The following is a 17,041-nucleotide window of genomic DNA, read 5'->3' on the forward strand; positions in this document are numbered from 1 at the left end:
GCTGGTCTCATTGCTGCTCAGCAGCATCCGGCACCTTGGTCGCTGTCTGGTCCAGATCCTCCAGCACCTGATTGAGGCGCGACGCTGCCACGATCGCCTCGCCGCGCGGAGTATCCGGCTCCACGTTCAGCTTGGCGAGTAGTGAGATGACGGGGATACGGGCGGGGTCTACTGCCGACTCCGCTTCGCCACTGAGCGCTGCTCGAGTCATCTTGGCCCGCTCCCGGATTCGGTCCAGTGCCTCGCGGATATCGGTGGCGTCGGTACCTGTGAAGACCTGTGGTGGCTCGGACCCGGAGACAACGATGGCCGCGATCAACAGCGAGTGTGCGCAATGATGAATCGCCACGATCGGTTGTCGGACTGCCGCAGTGGATGACCGTGGCTCCAGAAGTGCGACAGCTCGTGTTGACGAACAGGCGGATTCGACGTCGACCTTGGCTTGCTCGAGGCGTCGAGCGGCCTCGGTGATCTGATGACGCTCGCCCGCAGTGGTGAGTCCGGTGGCAACGCAGGCGAGGGCGTCGTCCAGGGCGTCGAAGTACTTGGCGATGGAATCGATGAGCATGGGTCGCGAATTGGTCGAGAGAATCAAGTAGGCGCAGACCACCCCGATCAGCGATCCCGCCACGGTCTCCTCGACGCGCACGACGAGCAGCCGCATGTCGAAGACGCCGAGCAGATCGAACAACGCAGCGATCATCACGGTGATGAACGCCACCAGGTAGGTGTACTGAATCGGGCCGAAGTAGCTTGCGAGGAAGACGCAGAGCACGCCGAGGATCAGTTCGGGGATCACGTGATGGTTCGCGACCACCACCACGAGCGCCCCGATCACGACTCCCAGCAGGGTGCCGACGATCCGGTCCATCGCGCGGGTCAGCACGGCCGCTCGCGTGCTGGCCTTGATGAAGACGATGAACGCGGTCAGAACGGCCCAGTACCAGCGGGAAGCGGAAATGGCCTCGCCTACGACGGAAGCCAGGGCAGTCGCGAACATCACCTGAACAGCCAGCCGCGACGTGGGCTCCCAGTTGCGCCAGTGCTGCAGTTTCCAGGGCGGTGCCGAGATGCCTAGGGTTGCCGGCCCGAGACGTGGACGGTGGTGCTCGCGATGACCGTCGGTGGCGTCGTCAGGGGGCATCGCCTCGGAGTCGCGCGCCGACGCGGTCAGTTCATTGAGCGCATGCCACGTGCGTACACAGCGCGAGATCTCCAGCGTGGCCAGTCCGCCCTCCTCGCTGAGGTCCACGAGGGACTCGGTTCGTTTCGCCCGACGTGCCGCGGCGCGGCTCGCTTCGACGTCGACGTCCTTGGCCAGAACGGTGTGCAGATCGGTGATCGCGTTGACGAGCAATGTGTTTCGTGGCAGTGCGCCGTCGTTTGTCTGCGACGCGTCGCCGAACCTGTCGGCAACGAGCTGACTGCACACCTGCTCCACCGAGATCTGCGCATCCACGACAAGGTCGGCGAGAGTTTGTGATTCGCAATGTAGGTAGCGATGCGTGTCGAACCGTGACTGCCAGTCATCGATCGCGAGGGAGATTCCACCGAGCCGGGCGAGGTCGCGCTCGATATGCGGGCGGCCGGACAGGCTGGTGACGCGCTGCGCGGCGAGCAGGGCGGTGTCGGCCGCGATGCGAAACTCCCTGAGCAGCAACGTGATCTGACGCTGCGGCCGCTCACGAAGCAACGCCGCACGCAGAAGCACTCCGACGCCCATGGTGACGGCGATCACCAGCCACAGCACGGGCAGCTGGGTGTGGTCCAGGCGTAACAGCAGAGTGAGGAAGTACGGAAAGAAAGCTGCGAATCCCAGCGCTCCACCCCGCGGCCCGAATCGTCGAACCCACACCGACAGGCCTGCCACCGCGACGAACACCGCGACCGCCGCGAGGCGGTACGGCTCGAGCAGCGCGGCGAGCGTCGCAAAGAGCAAAGCGAGGATGAGTTGAAGACCGGCGGTGACGAGTCGCGCCTGGGGAGTGGCGTCCTTGGTGGAGTTCGTGCACACCAAAGCGGTGATGATGGGGATCACGAGCATCGACTGGTCCGCGTGTCCCGTGGCTACCAGAACCCATGTCGCCCCGGTAGACAGCGCAACCGCGGAGGTGACCAGAGTCGCGTCGTGCAGCCGTTGCCTTCCCGGATCGGCCGCGTCGGCCAGTCGCAGCAGATGCCGTGGGCTCCAGATCTGTACCGGTTGCGGTAGCCGGTGAAGGAACGTCGACACGCCACTCAGTGTCGCGCACGCGCCCGAAATAGGCCTCGATCCGCCCAATAACGGGCGCTAACTTGCGAGCCATCATCCCGGCGAACGAGATCAGCTTTGAGATGGCATGTGCGAACATACGACCTCGCATGGCGACTGCGTGTCCGCGGCAGCGAGGCATCTGCCTGCCATGGCCCGGTACCTAGCTGGGGAAACTCAAGTACGCGACGACGCCCCGCGGCAAAAGCGACTTTCCCGGCGTTCGTGCCGTAGCCTCGCAATGTGACCCACAACACGGCGATTCTGTAGATGTCCGATTCTTCCGCGGGTTCCCGCGGGATCAGTCGGCGTCAGTTGTTGGGGGCGTCTGGTCTCGCCACAGTGGTTCTCGCGTTGTCGCGCACACCGGCGGCACGCGCCGCACCATCCCCGCCCGACGGCTATTTGGACATGCCGCCCATCGCGAGACAGATACTCGGGGGGCTGCGCATGGCGTCGCGCGACGCGCTCCGTGGCGTATCGGTCATGGTGATGCCGGGTGACGACCGGTACTCGAAGCAGCAGGGTGTCACCGGGCGCGGCCCCGGTGCGATGTCTGACGGTGCGGCCGACGAATTCGTCGGCCTGGTGGACCGTTTCCTACCGCAGGGCGACCAGCTTCTCCGGCCACTGGCAGTGGCACTGTCGGTGACGCTCACCGACCTGGCCGTGACGCCGCTGCAGCTTCCCGACGACAAGGTGGCCTCGGCAGTCGACCGCGCGCTCGGCGTCAGCGACAACGACCGCACCTTCCCGCTGTCCCTGATCGCCGGGTTGGTCATGGATGTCGCAGCGCTACTCGTTGGCGCACCGCTTGCGGGTCCGTTTGCCTCACCCTTCGCCAACGCCAACTTTCAGACGAAAGCCCGTGCATTCGAGTTGGTCGAACAACCTGCTGCCGATCTACTCGCCGTCTTCGACAATGCGCTGCCGCAACCGCTGCGCGGGTCCGGCGCGGGCCTGTTGCGCTTCGTCGGGGGCATCCTGCTCGACGGTTCGGCGTTCACCGTGTGGAGCGAGCATCGGCTCTACGACTACACCGCACGGCGTCTGTCTCGGCGTCCTGTCAGTTGGAACATCACCGGATACCGGCCCAACGGGCTGGTAGACGGCCACGACGATTTCATCGGCTATTACAAGGGATTCGAGGAGTTCTGAGTGCGTGACGTCATTGTGATCGGCGCTGGTGGGGGTGGCCCGGTGGTCGCCGCCGAACTCGCCGGACAGGGCCTCGACGTGTTGCTGCTCGAAGGTGGTCCGCGCCACGCGAACCCCGCCAAACAGTGGTCGCATCTCGAGTTCGACGCCAACGACCCCACAGCCGGTTTCCTCCGCTTCGGACCGGGCGACCGGTCCACACCGTACTGGCACCGCGAATGGGCACAGAACAGCTTCGTCTGGGAATTGGGTGGGGTGGGCGGCACCACTCAACACTTCTTCGGCAACAGTCCGCGACCGTATCCCGGCGTGTTCGCCGGCTACCGCGGTGCCGACGCCGCCCTGTACGACACCGCGCATCGCTTCCCCTTCACCTACCGTGAACTCGTTCCGTATCTCGAGTGGGTGGAAGCGAGCCTGCCGGTCAAGCCTGCCCCGATGGGGACCAAAGAGGCGGTCTTCTTCCGCGGCTGCGAAGGCTTGGGGTTGCCGCTGCAACGATCACGGGACACGACCCGCGCAGCCTTTCGACCGCAGCCGAACTGTATTTTGCATCCAGGCGGAAATGCCGGCCGCACAACAGATTCCAACCTTCTCGCCTACCCGCAGGCGACGGGTTGCACCTTCTGCGGCCACTGTTTTCAGGGTTGCTACCAACCAGCGCGCGCACCACGGAACCTCTTCGCCCGCCGATCGACCGACAACAGTTACGTTCCGCTCGGCCTTGCCGCTGATGCGGTTCGTCGCGGCGGCAAGGCCATGGAACTGCGCGCGGAGTCGTTCGTCGAGCAGATTCACACAGAGGAGCGCCGCGGACGCGTCCGCGCCACCGGAGTGACGTGGCGAGACAACGTCACCGGGGCGCGACACCGCGAAGACGCCGAGGTCGTGGTGATGGCCGGTGGTGCTACCGAGAGCCCGCGGCTCTGGTTCAACAGTGGATTGCCGAACCCGAACGGCTGGGTCGGTCGCGGACACACCGACCACTGGTTCGACTGGGTGGTAGGTCTTTTCGATGAGGACACCGGCAACACGCGGGGTGCCAATTCTTGTGCACGGGTCGAGTTCCCCGGATATGGATGCTTGGAGAACTCCGGAGTCACCCCGGCGATCCAGGCGTTCACGATGACGTTGTCCAACAGCGGTATTCGCGGCCAGTACACCAACGGCCGCGGGATGCGGGGCGCATGGGACGGCCCCACCGGACGACTGGCCGGGGACGAACTCCGCGACTTCATGGCCCACGGGATCGACCGGATGCTGAACGTCTTGTGCATCACCGACGACCACGTCGAGCCCGAATGTCGAATAGTGCCTTCACTTTTCCCGGCCGACTCCCACGGCGCTGTCGCGAAAGTCGACATCGACATTCGCAAGCGGTCGGCCCCAACCCGACGCAACCGCGAGTACATCACGACGAAGGCGGCGCAACTCCTCCGGAAAGCCGGCGCGCGAAAGGTATATCGGCTGGACTGGGCTCCCCTGCTCCTCCACGTGCACTCATCGATGCGCATGGGCGAGTCGGCCCGCAATTCCGTGACGCGCCCCAGCGGTGAGGCACGATTCGTCGACCGAATATTCATCGCGGACAACTCGGTTCTCGCCAACTCACTCGGCGGACCCAACCCCACCCTGACCACCCAGGCGCTCGCCACCCGCACCGCGGAGAAGATCATGGCTACCTACTTCGGAGGCGACCCCTGGGTGGCCACCGGCGAACCGGTCGCGACCACCGATGATCGAATCACCAAGCGGATGATCGAACTCGGGCTCTGACCCCTGCAGCTCCGTCTCGATCGGAGCGGGCGTCGCGGCACCGTCGACCAATTCCGCGAAGGCAAGCCAAAGCAAACAGCGTGCACTATTGTCCACCTTGTCGTGATTGTCCGGAATCCGGAATTCATTCGAAGGAAGTAGCCAGCTGTGCGCTCATGGAAAGAACTGGCCGTCATCGGCGGCACCCTGCTCTTGTCCTCCGGACTGATCGTCGGATGCGGTTCCGACGATTCCGGGTCGGGCGACGCCTCCGCCTCGGCCTCCGACACCGCGCTGGTCCTCTATTCGGGCCGTTCCGAGGAGTTGGTCGGTCCTCTGATCGAACGCGTCGGTGGAACAGTCCCCGTCAAGGCGACCTACGACAGGAAGGCCGCGCAGATCCTCGAGGAGGGCGACCGCAGCCCGGCCGACCTCTTCTTCGCACAGGATGCCGGCGAGCTCGGCGCACTGGCCGAGGCCGGCTTGCTCGCCCCGCTCCCCGAGGACATCAAGAATGCGGTACTCGAGCCGTACCGTTCCGAAACAGGTGGATGGGTTCCGACCAGCGCGCGTTCCCGTGTGCTGATCTACAACCCCAACAACATCGGCGAATCGGAACTCCCTGAGGGTATCGACGGTCTGCTCGCGCAACGGTTTCGCGGTCAGGTCGGTTACGCGCCCACCAACGCATCCTTCAAATCCTTTGTGACCGCGCTGCGCCTGGTTCGGGGGGAAGACGGTGCGCGTGACTGGCTGACCAAGTTTCTCGCAAACGACCCGAAGAAATTCGACGGCAACGGAGCCATCGTCGAGGCGGTCAATTCCGGCAGCCTTGCTACCGGCCTGACCAACCACTACTACTGGGTCCAAGAGATCAACGAGAAGGGCGCGGCTGCAGTCCCTTCCAAGTTGCACTTCTTCAGCAACGGCGACCCCGGAGCACTCGTCAACGTCGCCGGCATCGGCGTGCTGAAGTCGTCGAAGAAGCAGGAACAAGCCTTCGAGTTCGCCCGACAGCTACTGACACCAGAGACTCAGGAGTTCTTCGCCACCGAGGTCGGCGAGTACCCGGTGATCGAGGGTGTCCAACTCAACGTCGCGGGAATCCCGCCCCTGTCCGAACTGCAGCCGCCAAAGATCAACCTCGACGACCTCTCCGACGTCCAAGGCACCGAGAAGCTGTTGACCGAGGTCGGCGCCATCTGATTCAGGTCACTAATTCACTGACTCGCCCGGACCGATCGTTGCGGTCCGGGCGAATCGTGTTGGCTGCGTTCAGCTGTGCTGTAGCGGCGCTGACGCTCTCGCCTGCGGTGTATCTGGTGGTCCGAGCGTCCGAAGCCGGTCGCGACACCATCGACTCCTATCTGCTGCGGCCTCGAACGGCTGAATTGCTTTGGAACACGGTGAGTCTGGCGACAGCGGTTACCGCGTTGTCCGTGATCGTCGGCGTGGGATTGGCCTGGTGCCTCACCAGCGGCGTGGCAAGATCCCGCCCGCTGATGGTCGCACTACTCACCGCTCCCCTGGCAATCCCATCGTATGTATCCGGATTCGTCTGGGTGCGAACACTTCCCGACTTCTACGGCTTCCCTGCCGCCGTCCTCGTCTTGACCCTCGCGTGCTATCCGCTGGTGATGCTTCCTACCGTGGCTGCTCTCTCCGGAATAGGCAGATCCGCCGAGGACGCCGCGCGCACCCTCGGGTGCGGCGCCGCACGCGCCTTCCTCCGCGTGACACTGCCCCGTATCCGCCTCCCCGTAGCCGCAGGCGCACTACTCGTCGCGCTCTACGCGATCAGCGACTTCGGCGGCCCGGCGATCGTGCGCTTCGAGCCCTTCACCGTCGGGATCTATAACGCCTACAACGGTAGTTTCAATCGCACGGTGGCGGCGGTCTATGGCTGCGTGCTGGCGATCATGGCGCTCGCACTCGCGGCCGGAGAACGATTCATCCGCCGCGACGCGGAACCGAGTGCCAACGCGGAACGTACGAGGGGAATCCGCGACCACGCCGGGGCGTGGGCATTCGCGATCGGCATGATCGGCGTCGGCCTCGCGTTCCCGATTGCCGGACTGATCGGTCAGATTCTTCGCTCGCAACGAGCCGACACCGCTCTCGACGACGTCCTGCCTGCCATCGGGGCAACCCTGTCGCTGGCCGTCCAAGCCACCTTGGTGATCACGCTGTTGGCGATTCCGGTCGCCTTCTACACGGCGCGTCCACGCACCCGTCTGTCCGGATTCGTAGACACCGCAACCAATCTCGGTTACGCCCTGCCAGGGGTGACGGTAGCGCTCTCGATGGTGTTCATCGGCTTGCGGGTTGTCCCCGACTGGTATCAGACAACCGCTCTGTTGCTCATCGCCTATGCGGTGCTGTTTCTGCCGGTCAGCATCGGCCCGTTGCGCAGTGCCATCGACGCCATGCCCGACGCGGTATCCGAGGTCTCCCGGACGCTGGGCGCGGGAAGTATGGCAACACTACTGCGCGTGGTGCTGCCGATGATCGCGCCCGGAATGCTCGCCGGTGCGGCACTCACGTGCGTGTCGGTCGCCAAGGAGCTTCCCGCAACGCTCATGCTCGCCCCCGTGGGGACCAGGACTCTGGCCGTGGACATGTGGAGTCTGAACAATGACCTCGCCTACGGCCGTGCTGCCGTTCTGGGTCTGATACTGATCGCGGTGACCTCGATACCCACAGTCGTCTTGTCAACCTTGTTCAGTCGCAGAGGACCTTCGACGTGAAGCACGCAGACGTGAACCACTCACCTGACGATCGGCCTAGTGTGCGCGTGGACTCGATCCGTGTCGCCTACGGTGACCACGTTGCGCTTGACGAGGTGAGTTTTGTTGTGCCGCACGGAAGCATCACTGCAGTCGTCGGGCCGTCGGGATGCGGTAAGAGCACATTGCTTCGCGCGATCTGCGGTTTGGAGCCGATCCGATCAGGCCGCATCGAGATCGACGGCCAGGAGGTGTCGAGCGCATCCCGACACGCGCCTCCTGAACGACGCCGGATGGGACTCGTTCCCCAGGAAGGGGCGCTCTTCGAGCATCTCAGCGTCGCGGGCAACATCGGTTTCGGACTTGGCCCGTGGTGGCGCCGCGTCCCCGGCAGGCGCGATCGGATCAACGAGTTGCTGAGCGTCACCGGCCTCACCGATCTCGCAGACCGAAGCCCCACCACGCTGTCGGGAGGTCAGCGCCAGCGCGTCGCTCTGGCCCGAGCCCTGGCACCCCGGCCGGTGGTCATCGGCCTCGACGAACCATTCTCGGCACTCGATGCCGACCTGCGAGCCAGACTCCAATCCCACGTTCGCCGCGCTCTTCTGTCGGAGAATGCGACCGGACTGCTCGTCACCCACGACCGCGAGGAAGCCCTCGCCATGGCCGACCACATCGTCGTACTCATCGACGGCCGCGTTCGACAGGACGCGGCCCCGCAGACGGTCTACGTCGAACCCGCCGATCTCGACGTGGCGCGTCTCTTCGGCGACCTCGCCGACCTAGCCGCCACTGCAAGCGGCTCGGTCGCCGCAACGCGGGTCGGGCCGATGGAGCTACGGCGCGAACACCATGGCGACGGTCGAGTCCTCATCCGACCGGATGACCTCCATGTCGTCGACGACGACGACGCGCCTGCCGCTGTAGTTGATGACGTACGGTTCCGCGGACGCGACATCGTGATCTCGGCAACGACACCCCACGGCGACCCGATTCTGGTCAGCGGTTCTGCGACGATCGAGTTTCCGATGCGAGGCCAGAGAATCCGGTATCGGCAACAGGCACCCTTACACTTTCTGCCCTCGCGGTGAATGTCTGTGCGACAGCAGGTTTCACTATGGGGCAAGAGATCGACACGGTTCGTGGATCAGGCGGTCTGCTTGGCCGACAATCTTGCTGCCCACTGCCCGGGAGCATGACCGAACTTCCGGCGGAAGGCGCGCGTGAAGGTTGAGACGTCCGAGAAGCCGCTGTGGCGTGCTGCCGCCTGCACTGACGAGCCGTGCGTGATCATCTCGGCGGCGAGAGCAAGGCGACGATCGCGTATCTCAGCGGCAGGTGTGTGCCCACCCTCGGACAGAATCTGCTGCAGCGAACGCAGAGACACATGACATTCTCGCGCCAACGTCGACGCATCGAAGTCCGGGTCAGTGAACCGCTCCTGGATTTGCTCGAGGATCCGAGCGCGGACCTGGGTACGCGATGATGCGCCGAGCCGCTCCGACGCGGCGCGGATCTGGCGTTGGTAGGCGGTCTCGGGCTCCCGCGATCGGGCTGCCAATTGTTCGGTGGCGTCAGCGAAGGACAACAGAGTGTGGCCGGTATCGGTCAGGGGACGAGTCGACCACGACACCGGTAGCGCCCGATCATCACGGGTGATGAACCATTCGGGGTCGGCGACGGCCCGATCGGAACTCGGCTGATCGAGAATCGGGCAGGAATCCGCCGGGTAGCGCGAACCATCCGGGTGCCAGGAATGCAGTGTGTCGTGACTCGGCGCACCGATGACATCGGCACTCGAGGCATAGCCGAGGAGTCCGAGGGCAGCCTGATTGGCCAGGACGACCCGTCCGCCACTGTCGATAACCCAAAGTGGCGTGGGGGTGACCTCGATGACCGCCGACAACAGACCGGGATCGGCACTCGTCAGATCTCGTGTTGCGCTCATGTCCCGACTCCCTGAGTGGATGGTGGTTGTCGCGAAACTACGAAGCGGTCATTTCCATTTCGTTGGACGCCGGTAACCCGGATGTAAATCGCACGGTTTGCGCGAATCGCCCGAATCGCTGCGTGGATCGTCATTGTCGGTATGCGACCACCGAGGCAGCCTGAGTTCACAACCAATCGATCCACCAACTGCAGGAGAAGACATGGCGCACAACGCAATTTCCGCCCCGGCGATCGAAGTCGACGACGCTCGTCGGTCGGCCGGACTGTCATGGCAGAAGCTCGCGGACCACATCGATCGACCGCTGGTGTGGACGGTAGCCGCACTGCTCGGGAGCCACCCTGTCCCCCGCGAACAGGCCGAGGCAGTCCGCGATCTGCTGTCTCTGAGTGAGGAGACGACGACGGCGCTGCAACGTCAGCCCTACCGGGTTGCCGACTCCGATCTCGCGTCCGACCCGACGATCTACCGCTTCCTCGAACTCATCAACGTCTATGGCCCAGCATTCAAAGCGCTGATCCACGAGGAGTTCGGTGACGGAATCATGAGCGCGATCAACTGCAACATCTCGTTCGACCGACGTTCGGACCCGGGCGGCGACCGCGTCGTCGTGACGATCGACGGCAAGTTCCTGCCCTACCAGTGGTGACGGCCCGACGAGAAGGAGACCGCAGACATGTCTTATGTGAAACCAGCAGAACTCGCCACCCGGATGGTCGACGCCGGTGAGTCAAAGGTGTACCTTTCCACGCGTGACACCCTGATCCGGGCCTATATGGCGGGAGCAATTCTCGCGCTCGCTGCGGCCTTCGCGGTCACTGTGAGCACGCAAACCGGCCAACCGCTGCTAGGGGCCCTGCTCTTCCCTGTCGGATTCTGCATGCTTTATCTACTCGGATTCGACCTATTGACGGCGGTGTTCACTCTCGTTCCGCTCGCCTGGTTGGACAAGCGACCCGGGGTGACGTTCGGCAGGATGATGCGAAACTGGGGACTCGTCTTCATCGGCAACTTTGCCGGGGCACTCACGACCGCACTATTCGTGGCCATCTACCTGACCTACGCCTTCTCTGCCGACGCGGGAGCTATCGGTGAGGCTCTGCAGAAAATCGGCGAGAATCGGACAGTTGGTTACTCTGCCTATGGCGCCGCGGGCATGCTGGCGCTGTTCATCCGGGGCGTGATGTGCAACTGGATGGTATCCACCGCCGCAGTCGGTGCCATGCTCTCGGATAGCCTGCCCGGCAAGGTGATTGCCATGTGGATGCCGATCTTGGTCTTCTTCTACCTCGGTTTCGAGCACTCCGTGGTCAACATGTTCCTGTTCCCCATCGGGCTGATGCTTGGCGGAGACTTCACCGTCGTCGACTATCTGCTGTGGAACGAAATCCCAACAGTCCTCGGCAACCTCGTCGGAGGACTGGCCCTCGTAGGCATCGTCATCTACGTCACCCACGGACGGACCCGACCATCGCGATCCCGGGCGACCAAGAAGAGCAGCACCACGACGGAGGACATTGCCGTCGTTGAGCGCACCGACACAAAGCAGGCCGCGCAGTAACCGGACCGTCTGTAACACGGCGCGGGGCGTCGTCGTCTCACACGTAGACGACGACGCCCCGCCACTGCCTTGACCTGCGTCGATCCCGGATCTGAGCCTCTCCGGCAAACACGACATGTCGCCCAAGCCGCGCGTCTGATAGTCTCGCCGTGTCCATTCCGATATCAAAGCGTTACCAACTTAGAGCGGACGTATAGCAGTGCCTCACCACCGATTGACCGACCGTGACTCGATCCCGAACGCGACGCGTGCGGTCTTTGACTCGCCACCTCGCGCCAGCCGTGGTCAGCACCGCGCAGCTTCCAACAACGCGCACACCCTCAAGCTGAAGACCGCGACCGTCGCCGCGATCACCGGAGTGATCGGCCTCGGTTCCGTTGGCGCAGCGCAGGCCGCCGCAAAGCCGGCTCCGAAGCCCGCAGCACCGACCGTGGCGTTGCCGGAGAACATCAAGCTGCCAGAGAACATCAAGCTTCCGGAAAACATCAAGCTGCCCGAGAACATCAAGCTGCCACCGCAGCTAGAGGAACTCACCCGCAACGCGTTGCCCCCGAATGCGTCGGTACCGGGCAAGAAGCGTGCCGTTGCACCTACCACCGGCACCGTGACCTCCGGGTACGGCGCCCGCTGGGGATCGCATCACAACGGCGTCGACATTGCCAACCGCGTCGGCACTCCGATCCACGCCGTCACCGACGGCACCGTCCTCGAATCGGGCCCGGCGTCGGGCTTCGGGATGTGGGTTCGTGTTCGCCAGGACGACGGCACAACCGGTGTCTACGGACACGTCAACGAGAGCTTCGTCAGGGCGGGCCAGAAGGTTCACGTCGGCCAGACGATCGCCACCGTCGGCAATCGTGGACAGTCCACTGGCCCCCACCTGCATTACGAGGTCTGGGACAAGAACCAGCAGAAGATCAACCCGCAGGCGTGGTTGGCATCGCGCGGGGTCAACCCCTGACCTCCAACCCCTGACCTCTCGGGGCAGTATTCTCGACGATGTGCGCTGATCGGCGCACATCGTCGCAGGCCCCTGGAGATCGCCATGGGATTCATCTTCTTCACACTGCTCGTCGTTGCCGGCGTCATCGGCCTCATCTACAAGCTCAAGCACGACAAGCCGCAGGATCACGACGGCATGATCAGCTACGACAGCACGGGCTCGAACCCTTCGGATTCGAGCAACGACTGATCGCTCTCCGGTCACACACTGCACCTGCGATGAGACTCGAGCCGCCGTCACTTTCCCACCGCGGCCGGCTCATCCTTGCCCAATTCTGCGCCGGGAACCGTCGGAAGTCGTTGAGCGACAACTAGTCCGAGCAACGCCAAGAATACGGCCAGCAGGATCGCCATCTTGATCGCCTCCAACTGGGCGTTGACGTAGTCGTCGACAAGTGTCGACACCTCACCGGCGGGGATATCGTGCTCCTGAGCAACCGCCTCGAGCTGGTCTCGTCCGAGGATTTCGACGCCGTTCGCCGTCGCGTCATTGATCTGACTCTTCGTCTGCGCCGAGATCGTCGAGTCTGCCTGAGCTGCCGTATTGAAGCCCGAACTGAGCGCGGCAACAAGTAGCGCACCGAGCAGCGCAACGCCCACGGATGTCCCGATGTTCTGGGCCGTGCCCTGCAAGCCGCCCGCTTCACCACGGTCACGATTGCCCACCGACGACATGATCACGTTGCCGAGTTGTGCTGCTATGAAACCGAATCCGGCGCCGAAGATGGCCATGCCGATGGCGAACACAACACTGTTGAGCTCGGGATCGATGGTGGTCACCAGAAGTACGCAACCGACGATCACAAGCACCAGACCGATTCTGACCATCCGCCGGGGCGACTGCGTCGCAGCCAGTTTCGGGCTGGCGAACGCCGCGATCAGCATGGCCACCGACATGGGCGCGAGCTTCACTCCTGTCTCGAAAGCGTTCATCTGCAGTGCGTACTGCAGGTAGATCGGGATGATGAAGAACATCCCGCCGATAATGGTCTGCTGCGCGAGCAGCATGATCAATCCGTTGCGCAGCTGCAGTTTTCGAAGCAACGCGGGGTGAAGCAGCGGTGTGCCGCCACGGTCGATGACACGACGCTCCCAGGAGACAAGACCGATGAGCACAAAGACGCCGAGCGCAATCATGAACGGCACCACCGAGAAACCGAACGGTGTCACTCTCACGTCGCCGATCGTCAGTGCGCCTCGCGGCCTGATGAAGCCCCAGGTGCCTGCCTGCAGCAGCGCGATCACGATGAGCCCGAGTCCCGCTACCGACAACGCGGTTCCGACCCAGTCCATCCCCCCGGGCTCAGCCTTCTCGTCGTCGGCGATGGCACGCACCGCAAGCACGACGAGGATGCACACGACGGTCTCCGCGGCGAACACCACCCGCCAGGTGAGTGCTTCAGTCACCCATCCGCCGATCAACGGACCGGCCGCCGCGCCGGCTGCGGCAATACCGCCGAGGGCGCTGTAGGCGGTTGCGCGGTCGCGACCCGAATAGTTCGACGCCGTCAACGAAATGATCGCAGGCATCACCATGACGGCTCCGGCGCCCTCAACGAAGGACCATCCGAACAAGAGCATGCCGATGTTCTGGCTGAATGCCGTGATGAGCGAACCGATTCCGTACACGATGAGCCCGATGGCGAAAACCTTCCGCCTGCCGAACATATCGCCGAGGCGACCGCCGAAGAGCATGAACGATCCCATGACCAGTGTGTAGAGGGTGATCGCGAGTTGGACCTGGGTCAACGTCGTGCCGAGGTCGGCAACGACCTGCGACACCGACACGTTCATGACCGTGGTGTCGAGCACCATGATGAACTGTGCAGCGCTGAGGATGAGGAGGACCCTCCACCGTCGCATGGCAGCACGATACGCGGAACGCCCTGGCCGCACGCGGTTTCTGCCCGACAGCGGAGGCAATCTCTACTGATTGGTCGACAGCCACGATCTCAGACCGCGCCGAGTGCGGACACCGACTTCCTCGCTGAGAATGGCCACCTCGCACACCGTTACATTGGGCCTGTACAACCTCAGCAAGGCTAACCATTTGGGCCATTTGGGAGACGCCCACCAATGGCGGTAAAACAGTCGCGAGCAACGTCACGTCCGAGTTGAGCCCACACGAGGGAGCCACGATGAACCGTCGCCGACTGACTGTGAACTGCTCGATGCTGTTCACCGACCTACCGTTGCTGCGCAGACCCCAGGCGGCGCGCGATGCGGGTTTCGACGCCGTCGAATTCTGGTGGCCGTTCGACGACGCTGTCCCTGCCGATCGAGCCGTCGACGAGTTCGTGACGGCGATCGACGACGCCGGGGTACGCCTCACCCACCTCAACCTCGCAGCGGGTGATCTCGCGGCGGGCGAGCGCGGACTGCTGTCGCATCCGCAGCGGGCGCGCGAGTTCGTCGACAGCATCGACGTCGCGGTCGGAATGGGTGCACGACTGCGTACTGTGGGTTTCAACGCGCTCTACGGCAACCGAGTATCCGGACTCGATGCCGCCGAACAAGACTCACTGGCAGTCGACAACCTTGCCGTCGCGGCTCGTGCCGCTGCGACGATCGGCGCGCAGATCCTCCTCGAACCACTCAGTGCGATCCCGGACTATCCGCTCCGCCTCGCCGATGATGCGCTCGCAGTGGCCGACGCCGTTCGACGCGAGCACCGGATTGACAACGTCGCGCTCCTCGCTGATCTCTACCACCTGTCGACGAACGGCGACGACCTCGACCACGTGCTCTCGCACCACACCGGGCGGATCGGTCATGTGCAGATCGCCGACGCCCCTGGCCGTGGCGAACCAGGCACGGGCACAATGGACTTCGCGCGATACCTGGGTGCGCTCGACGAAGCCGGATACCAGGGATGGATCAGTCTCGAGTATCGCCCGACGCTGCCCGACCCGTTCTCGTGGATCGCGGAGTTCGCAGACGGCGCACACTGAGACACGGCACTCGGATCACCGCACCACGGAGGAGCACCTCATCATGACAACCCTCGCGTTCATCGGACTCGGCGTGATGGGCAGTCCGATGTCCGTCAACGCGGTTCGCGCAGGACACCGCGTCGTCGGCTACAACCGCACACCGTCCAAAGCCGCGGCACTCGTCGAGGCCGGTGGAACCGCAGTGCACTCCGTCCCCAAGGCGGTCGCCGATGCCGACATCGTCGCCACGGTGCTCCCCGACTCCCCCGATGTCGAGCAGACGATGAATGGACCAGATGGAGTGTTCGCGCACGCCAAGCCGGGCACCGTCATCGTCGACTTCTCGACCGTCAGACCCGACGTCGCGGTCCGGTTGGCCGACCAGGCGGCTGAGCGCGGCCATTTGTTTCTCGACGCTCCGGTGTCGGGCGGCGAGGAGGGCGCAGTCAATGCGACCCTGTCGATCATGGTCGGCGGCTCAGACCAGGCGGTCGAGGCAGCGGCGCCCCTCCTGCATGCTGTCGGTTCGACCGTCGTACACGTGGGACCAAGCGGCAGTGGACAATTGGTCAAAGCGGCCAATCAATTGATCGTGGCCGCCAATATCGCCGCACTCGCCGAGGCACTCGTCTACCTCGAGGCCAGCGGGGTGCAGACCACCGCAGCGGTCGAAGTCCTCGGCGGAGGACTCGCGGGATCGACAGTGCTCGACCACAAGGCACGTCGGATGATCGATCGAGACTTCGCACCGGGAGCGCGAATCGACCTGCACCACAAGGACCTCGGGATCGTCACCGCCTCGGCACGCGAGGCAGGATTGGCTCTCCCGATCGGCTCCCTCGTCGCGACACTCATGGCGTCGGCGCGGGCCAACGGCGACGGCGGCCTCGATCACGCGGCACTGTTTCGGACGGTCGAGCGGCTGTCCGGCAGGCTCGACTCGATGTGATGTCCCAGCCCGGCCTACTGCAGGGTTCCGCGTGCGAGTCCGAGCTCGTTCTCCATCGCGCGCCGAACCAGACGCCCTCTGTCGGGAGCACCCGCGTAGTGCACCAGCGCGTGCGAGTTGACGCCGTCGATCATCCCGAGGAACTGCCACGCGACGTCGGCCGCGTCGTCGGTGACGAACTCGCCCGCGTCGACACCCTCGCTGATGAGCTCGGACACCAGTGACTGCCAACGGCCCATGACGTCCCGAACTGCGGCAGCGAGAGGGTGATTCACCCTGCCAAGACTGAAGGCGTCGGCCCATACGATCGTGACATCGTCGCGGCCCGGCTCCGTCAGCGTCGCGATCAAGGTCCGCAGCTTCGACGTTGAGTTCGGTTCGGTGGCAATGAGTTCGGTGATGTCGTCGACCTCCGCGCTGGTGATCGCCGAGAACGTGGACGCGACGAGCTCGTCCATACTCGGCTCGTAGTGTGCGACGAGCGCGGGCGCCACACCTGCCCGTGCGCCGACAGACCTCAGGGTCAGCCCTGGAAGCCCATCGGCACGAGCGACCTGACATGCGGCGGTGCGGATCTCATCCGCCCGTTCCTCGGGCGACTTGCGGGGTGCGCGCGTCCGGCTCTTCGAGACCATCACCCAGCGATCATCGTGCCTGGCCACCACCTAGTCAACCGCTATTGATCACAGAATCAATAATTCGTTCGTTCCACTTGACGGCCCGACCCGCACCCCTTACCGTTCTAGTTATTGATTGCT

General features: G+C 64.1%; 15 protein-coding genes. 11 read left to right on the plus strand and 4 right to left on the minus strand.

Annotation, left to right across the window (positions count from 1 at the left end; all coding sequences use genetic code 11):
- Positions 1-7: 7 nt before the first annotated feature.
- Entirely contained in the window at positions 8-2,233 is a 2,226-nt protein-coding gene (locus ABW18_RS06260) for an FUSC family protein (RefSeq protein ID WP_049698162.1), read from the minus strand.
- A 288-nt stretch (positions 2,234-2,521) separates the two neighbouring features.
- Between ABW18_RS06260 and ABW18_RS06265 the strand changes: the two genes are divergently transcribed.
- The 5 genes from ABW18_RS06265 (at position 2,522) to ABW18_RS06285 (ending at position 8,981) form a co-directional block, all read left to right on the plus strand.
- Complete coding sequence (locus ABW18_RS06265; RefSeq protein ID WP_049698163.1) at positions 2,522-3,409, plus strand: hypothetical protein; 888 nt, start codon at positions 2,522-2,524, stop codon at positions 3,407-3,409.
- Positions 3,410-5,185 (plus strand): GMC family oxidoreductase N-terminal domain-containing protein, encoded by a 1,776-nt coding sequence (locus ABW18_RS06270; RefSeq protein WP_049698164.1) that lies wholly within the window; start codon positions 3,410-3,412, stop codon positions 5,183-5,185. It abuts the gene before it with no gap.
- 147 nt (positions 5,186-5,332) lie between these two features.
- Positions 5,333-6,370: an iron ABC transporter substrate-binding protein gene (locus ABW18_RS06275; protein WP_049698165.1), complete on the plus strand. Its 1,038-nt coding sequence runs from the start codon at positions 5,333-5,335 to the stop codon at positions 6,368-6,370.
- A 200-nt stretch (positions 6,371-6,570) separates the two neighbouring features.
- Positions 6,571-7,911 carry an ABC transporter permease gene (locus tag ABW18_RS06280; protein WP_235434299.1) on the plus strand — a complete coding sequence of 447 codons (1,341 nt, stop codon included), beginning with the start codon at positions 6,571-6,573 and terminating at the stop codon, positions 7,909-7,911.
- 47 nt (positions 7,912-7,958) lie between these two features.
- A complete protein-coding gene (locus ABW18_RS06285) occupies positions 7,959-8,981 on the plus strand; it encodes an ABC transporter ATP-binding protein (RefSeq protein ID WP_049698167.1) in 1,023 nt (340 codons plus the stop codon).
- A 56-nt stretch (positions 8,982-9,037) separates the two neighbouring features.
- Here the strand turns inward: ABW18_RS06285 and ABW18_RS06290 are convergent, their stop codons facing one another.
- The gene (locus ABW18_RS06290) at positions 9,038-9,838 is read right to left on the minus strand and encodes a helix-turn-helix domain-containing protein (RefSeq protein WP_049698168.1); all 801 of its coding nucleotides are present in this window, start codon (positions 9,836-9,838) and stop codon (positions 9,038-9,040) included.
- Positions 9,839-10,040: 202 nt separating this feature from the next.
- Between ABW18_RS06290 and cynS the strand changes: the two genes are divergently transcribed.
- The 4 genes from cynS to ABW18_RS22880 all read left to right on the plus strand — a co-directional run bounded on the left by cynS (position 10,041) and on the right by ABW18_RS22880 (position 12,591).
- The gene (gene cynS / locus ABW18_RS06295) at positions 10,041-10,487 is read left to right on the plus strand and encodes a cyanase (protein ID WP_049698169.1); all 447 of its coding nucleotides are present in this window, start codon (positions 10,041-10,043) and stop codon (positions 10,485-10,487) included.
- 27 nt (positions 10,488-10,514) lie between these two features.
- Positions 10,515-11,399 carry a formate/nitrite transporter family protein gene (locus ABW18_RS06300; RefSeq protein WP_049698170.1) on the plus strand — a complete coding sequence of 295 codons (885 nt, stop codon included), beginning with the start codon at positions 10,515-10,517 and terminating at the stop codon, positions 11,397-11,399.
- A 199-nt stretch (positions 11,400-11,598) separates the two neighbouring features.
- Entirely contained in the window at positions 11,599-12,360 is a 762-nt protein-coding gene (locus tag ABW18_RS06305) for a M23 family metallopeptidase (RefSeq protein ID WP_083444321.1), read from the plus strand.
- An 84-nt stretch (positions 12,361-12,444) separates the two neighbouring features.
- Positions 12,445-12,591, plus strand: a complete 147-nt coding sequence (locus ABW18_RS22880) for a hypothetical protein (protein ID WP_156525513.1) — start codon at positions 12,445-12,447, stop codon at positions 12,589-12,591.
- A gap of 47 nt (positions 12,592-12,638) precedes the next feature.
- Here ABW18_RS22880 and ABW18_RS06310 read toward each other — a convergent pair whose 3' ends face one another.
- The gene (locus ABW18_RS06310; RefSeq protein ID WP_049698172.1) at positions 12,639-14,264 is read right to left on the minus strand and encodes an MFS transporter; all 1,626 of its coding nucleotides are present in this window, start codon (positions 14,262-14,264) and stop codon (positions 12,639-12,641) included.
- Positions 14,265-14,539: 275 nt separating this feature from the next.
- Between ABW18_RS06310 and ABW18_RS06315 the strand changes: the two genes are divergently transcribed.
- Together ABW18_RS06315 and ABW18_RS06320 are read left to right on the plus strand one after the other, a co-directional pair.
- Positions 14,540-15,352, plus strand: coding sequence for a hydroxypyruvate isomerase family protein (locus ABW18_RS06315; protein ID WP_049698173.1), 813 nt, complete (start codon positions 14,540-14,542; stop codon positions 15,350-15,352).
- Positions 15,353-15,395: 43 nt separating this feature from the next.
- Positions 15,396-16,283, plus strand: coding sequence for a 2-hydroxy-3-oxopropionate reductase (locus ABW18_RS06320; protein ID WP_049698174.1), 888 nt, complete (start codon positions 15,396-15,398; stop codon positions 16,281-16,283).
- Between the two features lie 14 nt (positions 16,284-16,297).
- On the opposite strand, the gene ABW18_RS06325 is transcribed toward ABW18_RS06320, so the two are convergent.
- Positions 16,298-16,918 carry a TetR/AcrR family transcriptional regulator gene (locus ABW18_RS06325; protein ID WP_049698175.1) on the minus strand — a complete coding sequence of 207 codons (621 nt, stop codon included), beginning with the start codon at positions 16,916-16,918 and terminating at the stop codon, positions 16,298-16,300.
- Between the last annotated feature and the right edge of the window lie 123 nt (positions 16,919-17,041).

This window comes from Gordonia jacobaea (genome assembly GCF_001186365.1).
Taxonomy (GTDB): domain Bacteria; phylum Actinomycetota; class Actinomycetes; order Mycobacteriales; family Mycobacteriaceae; genus Gordonia; species Gordonia jacobaea.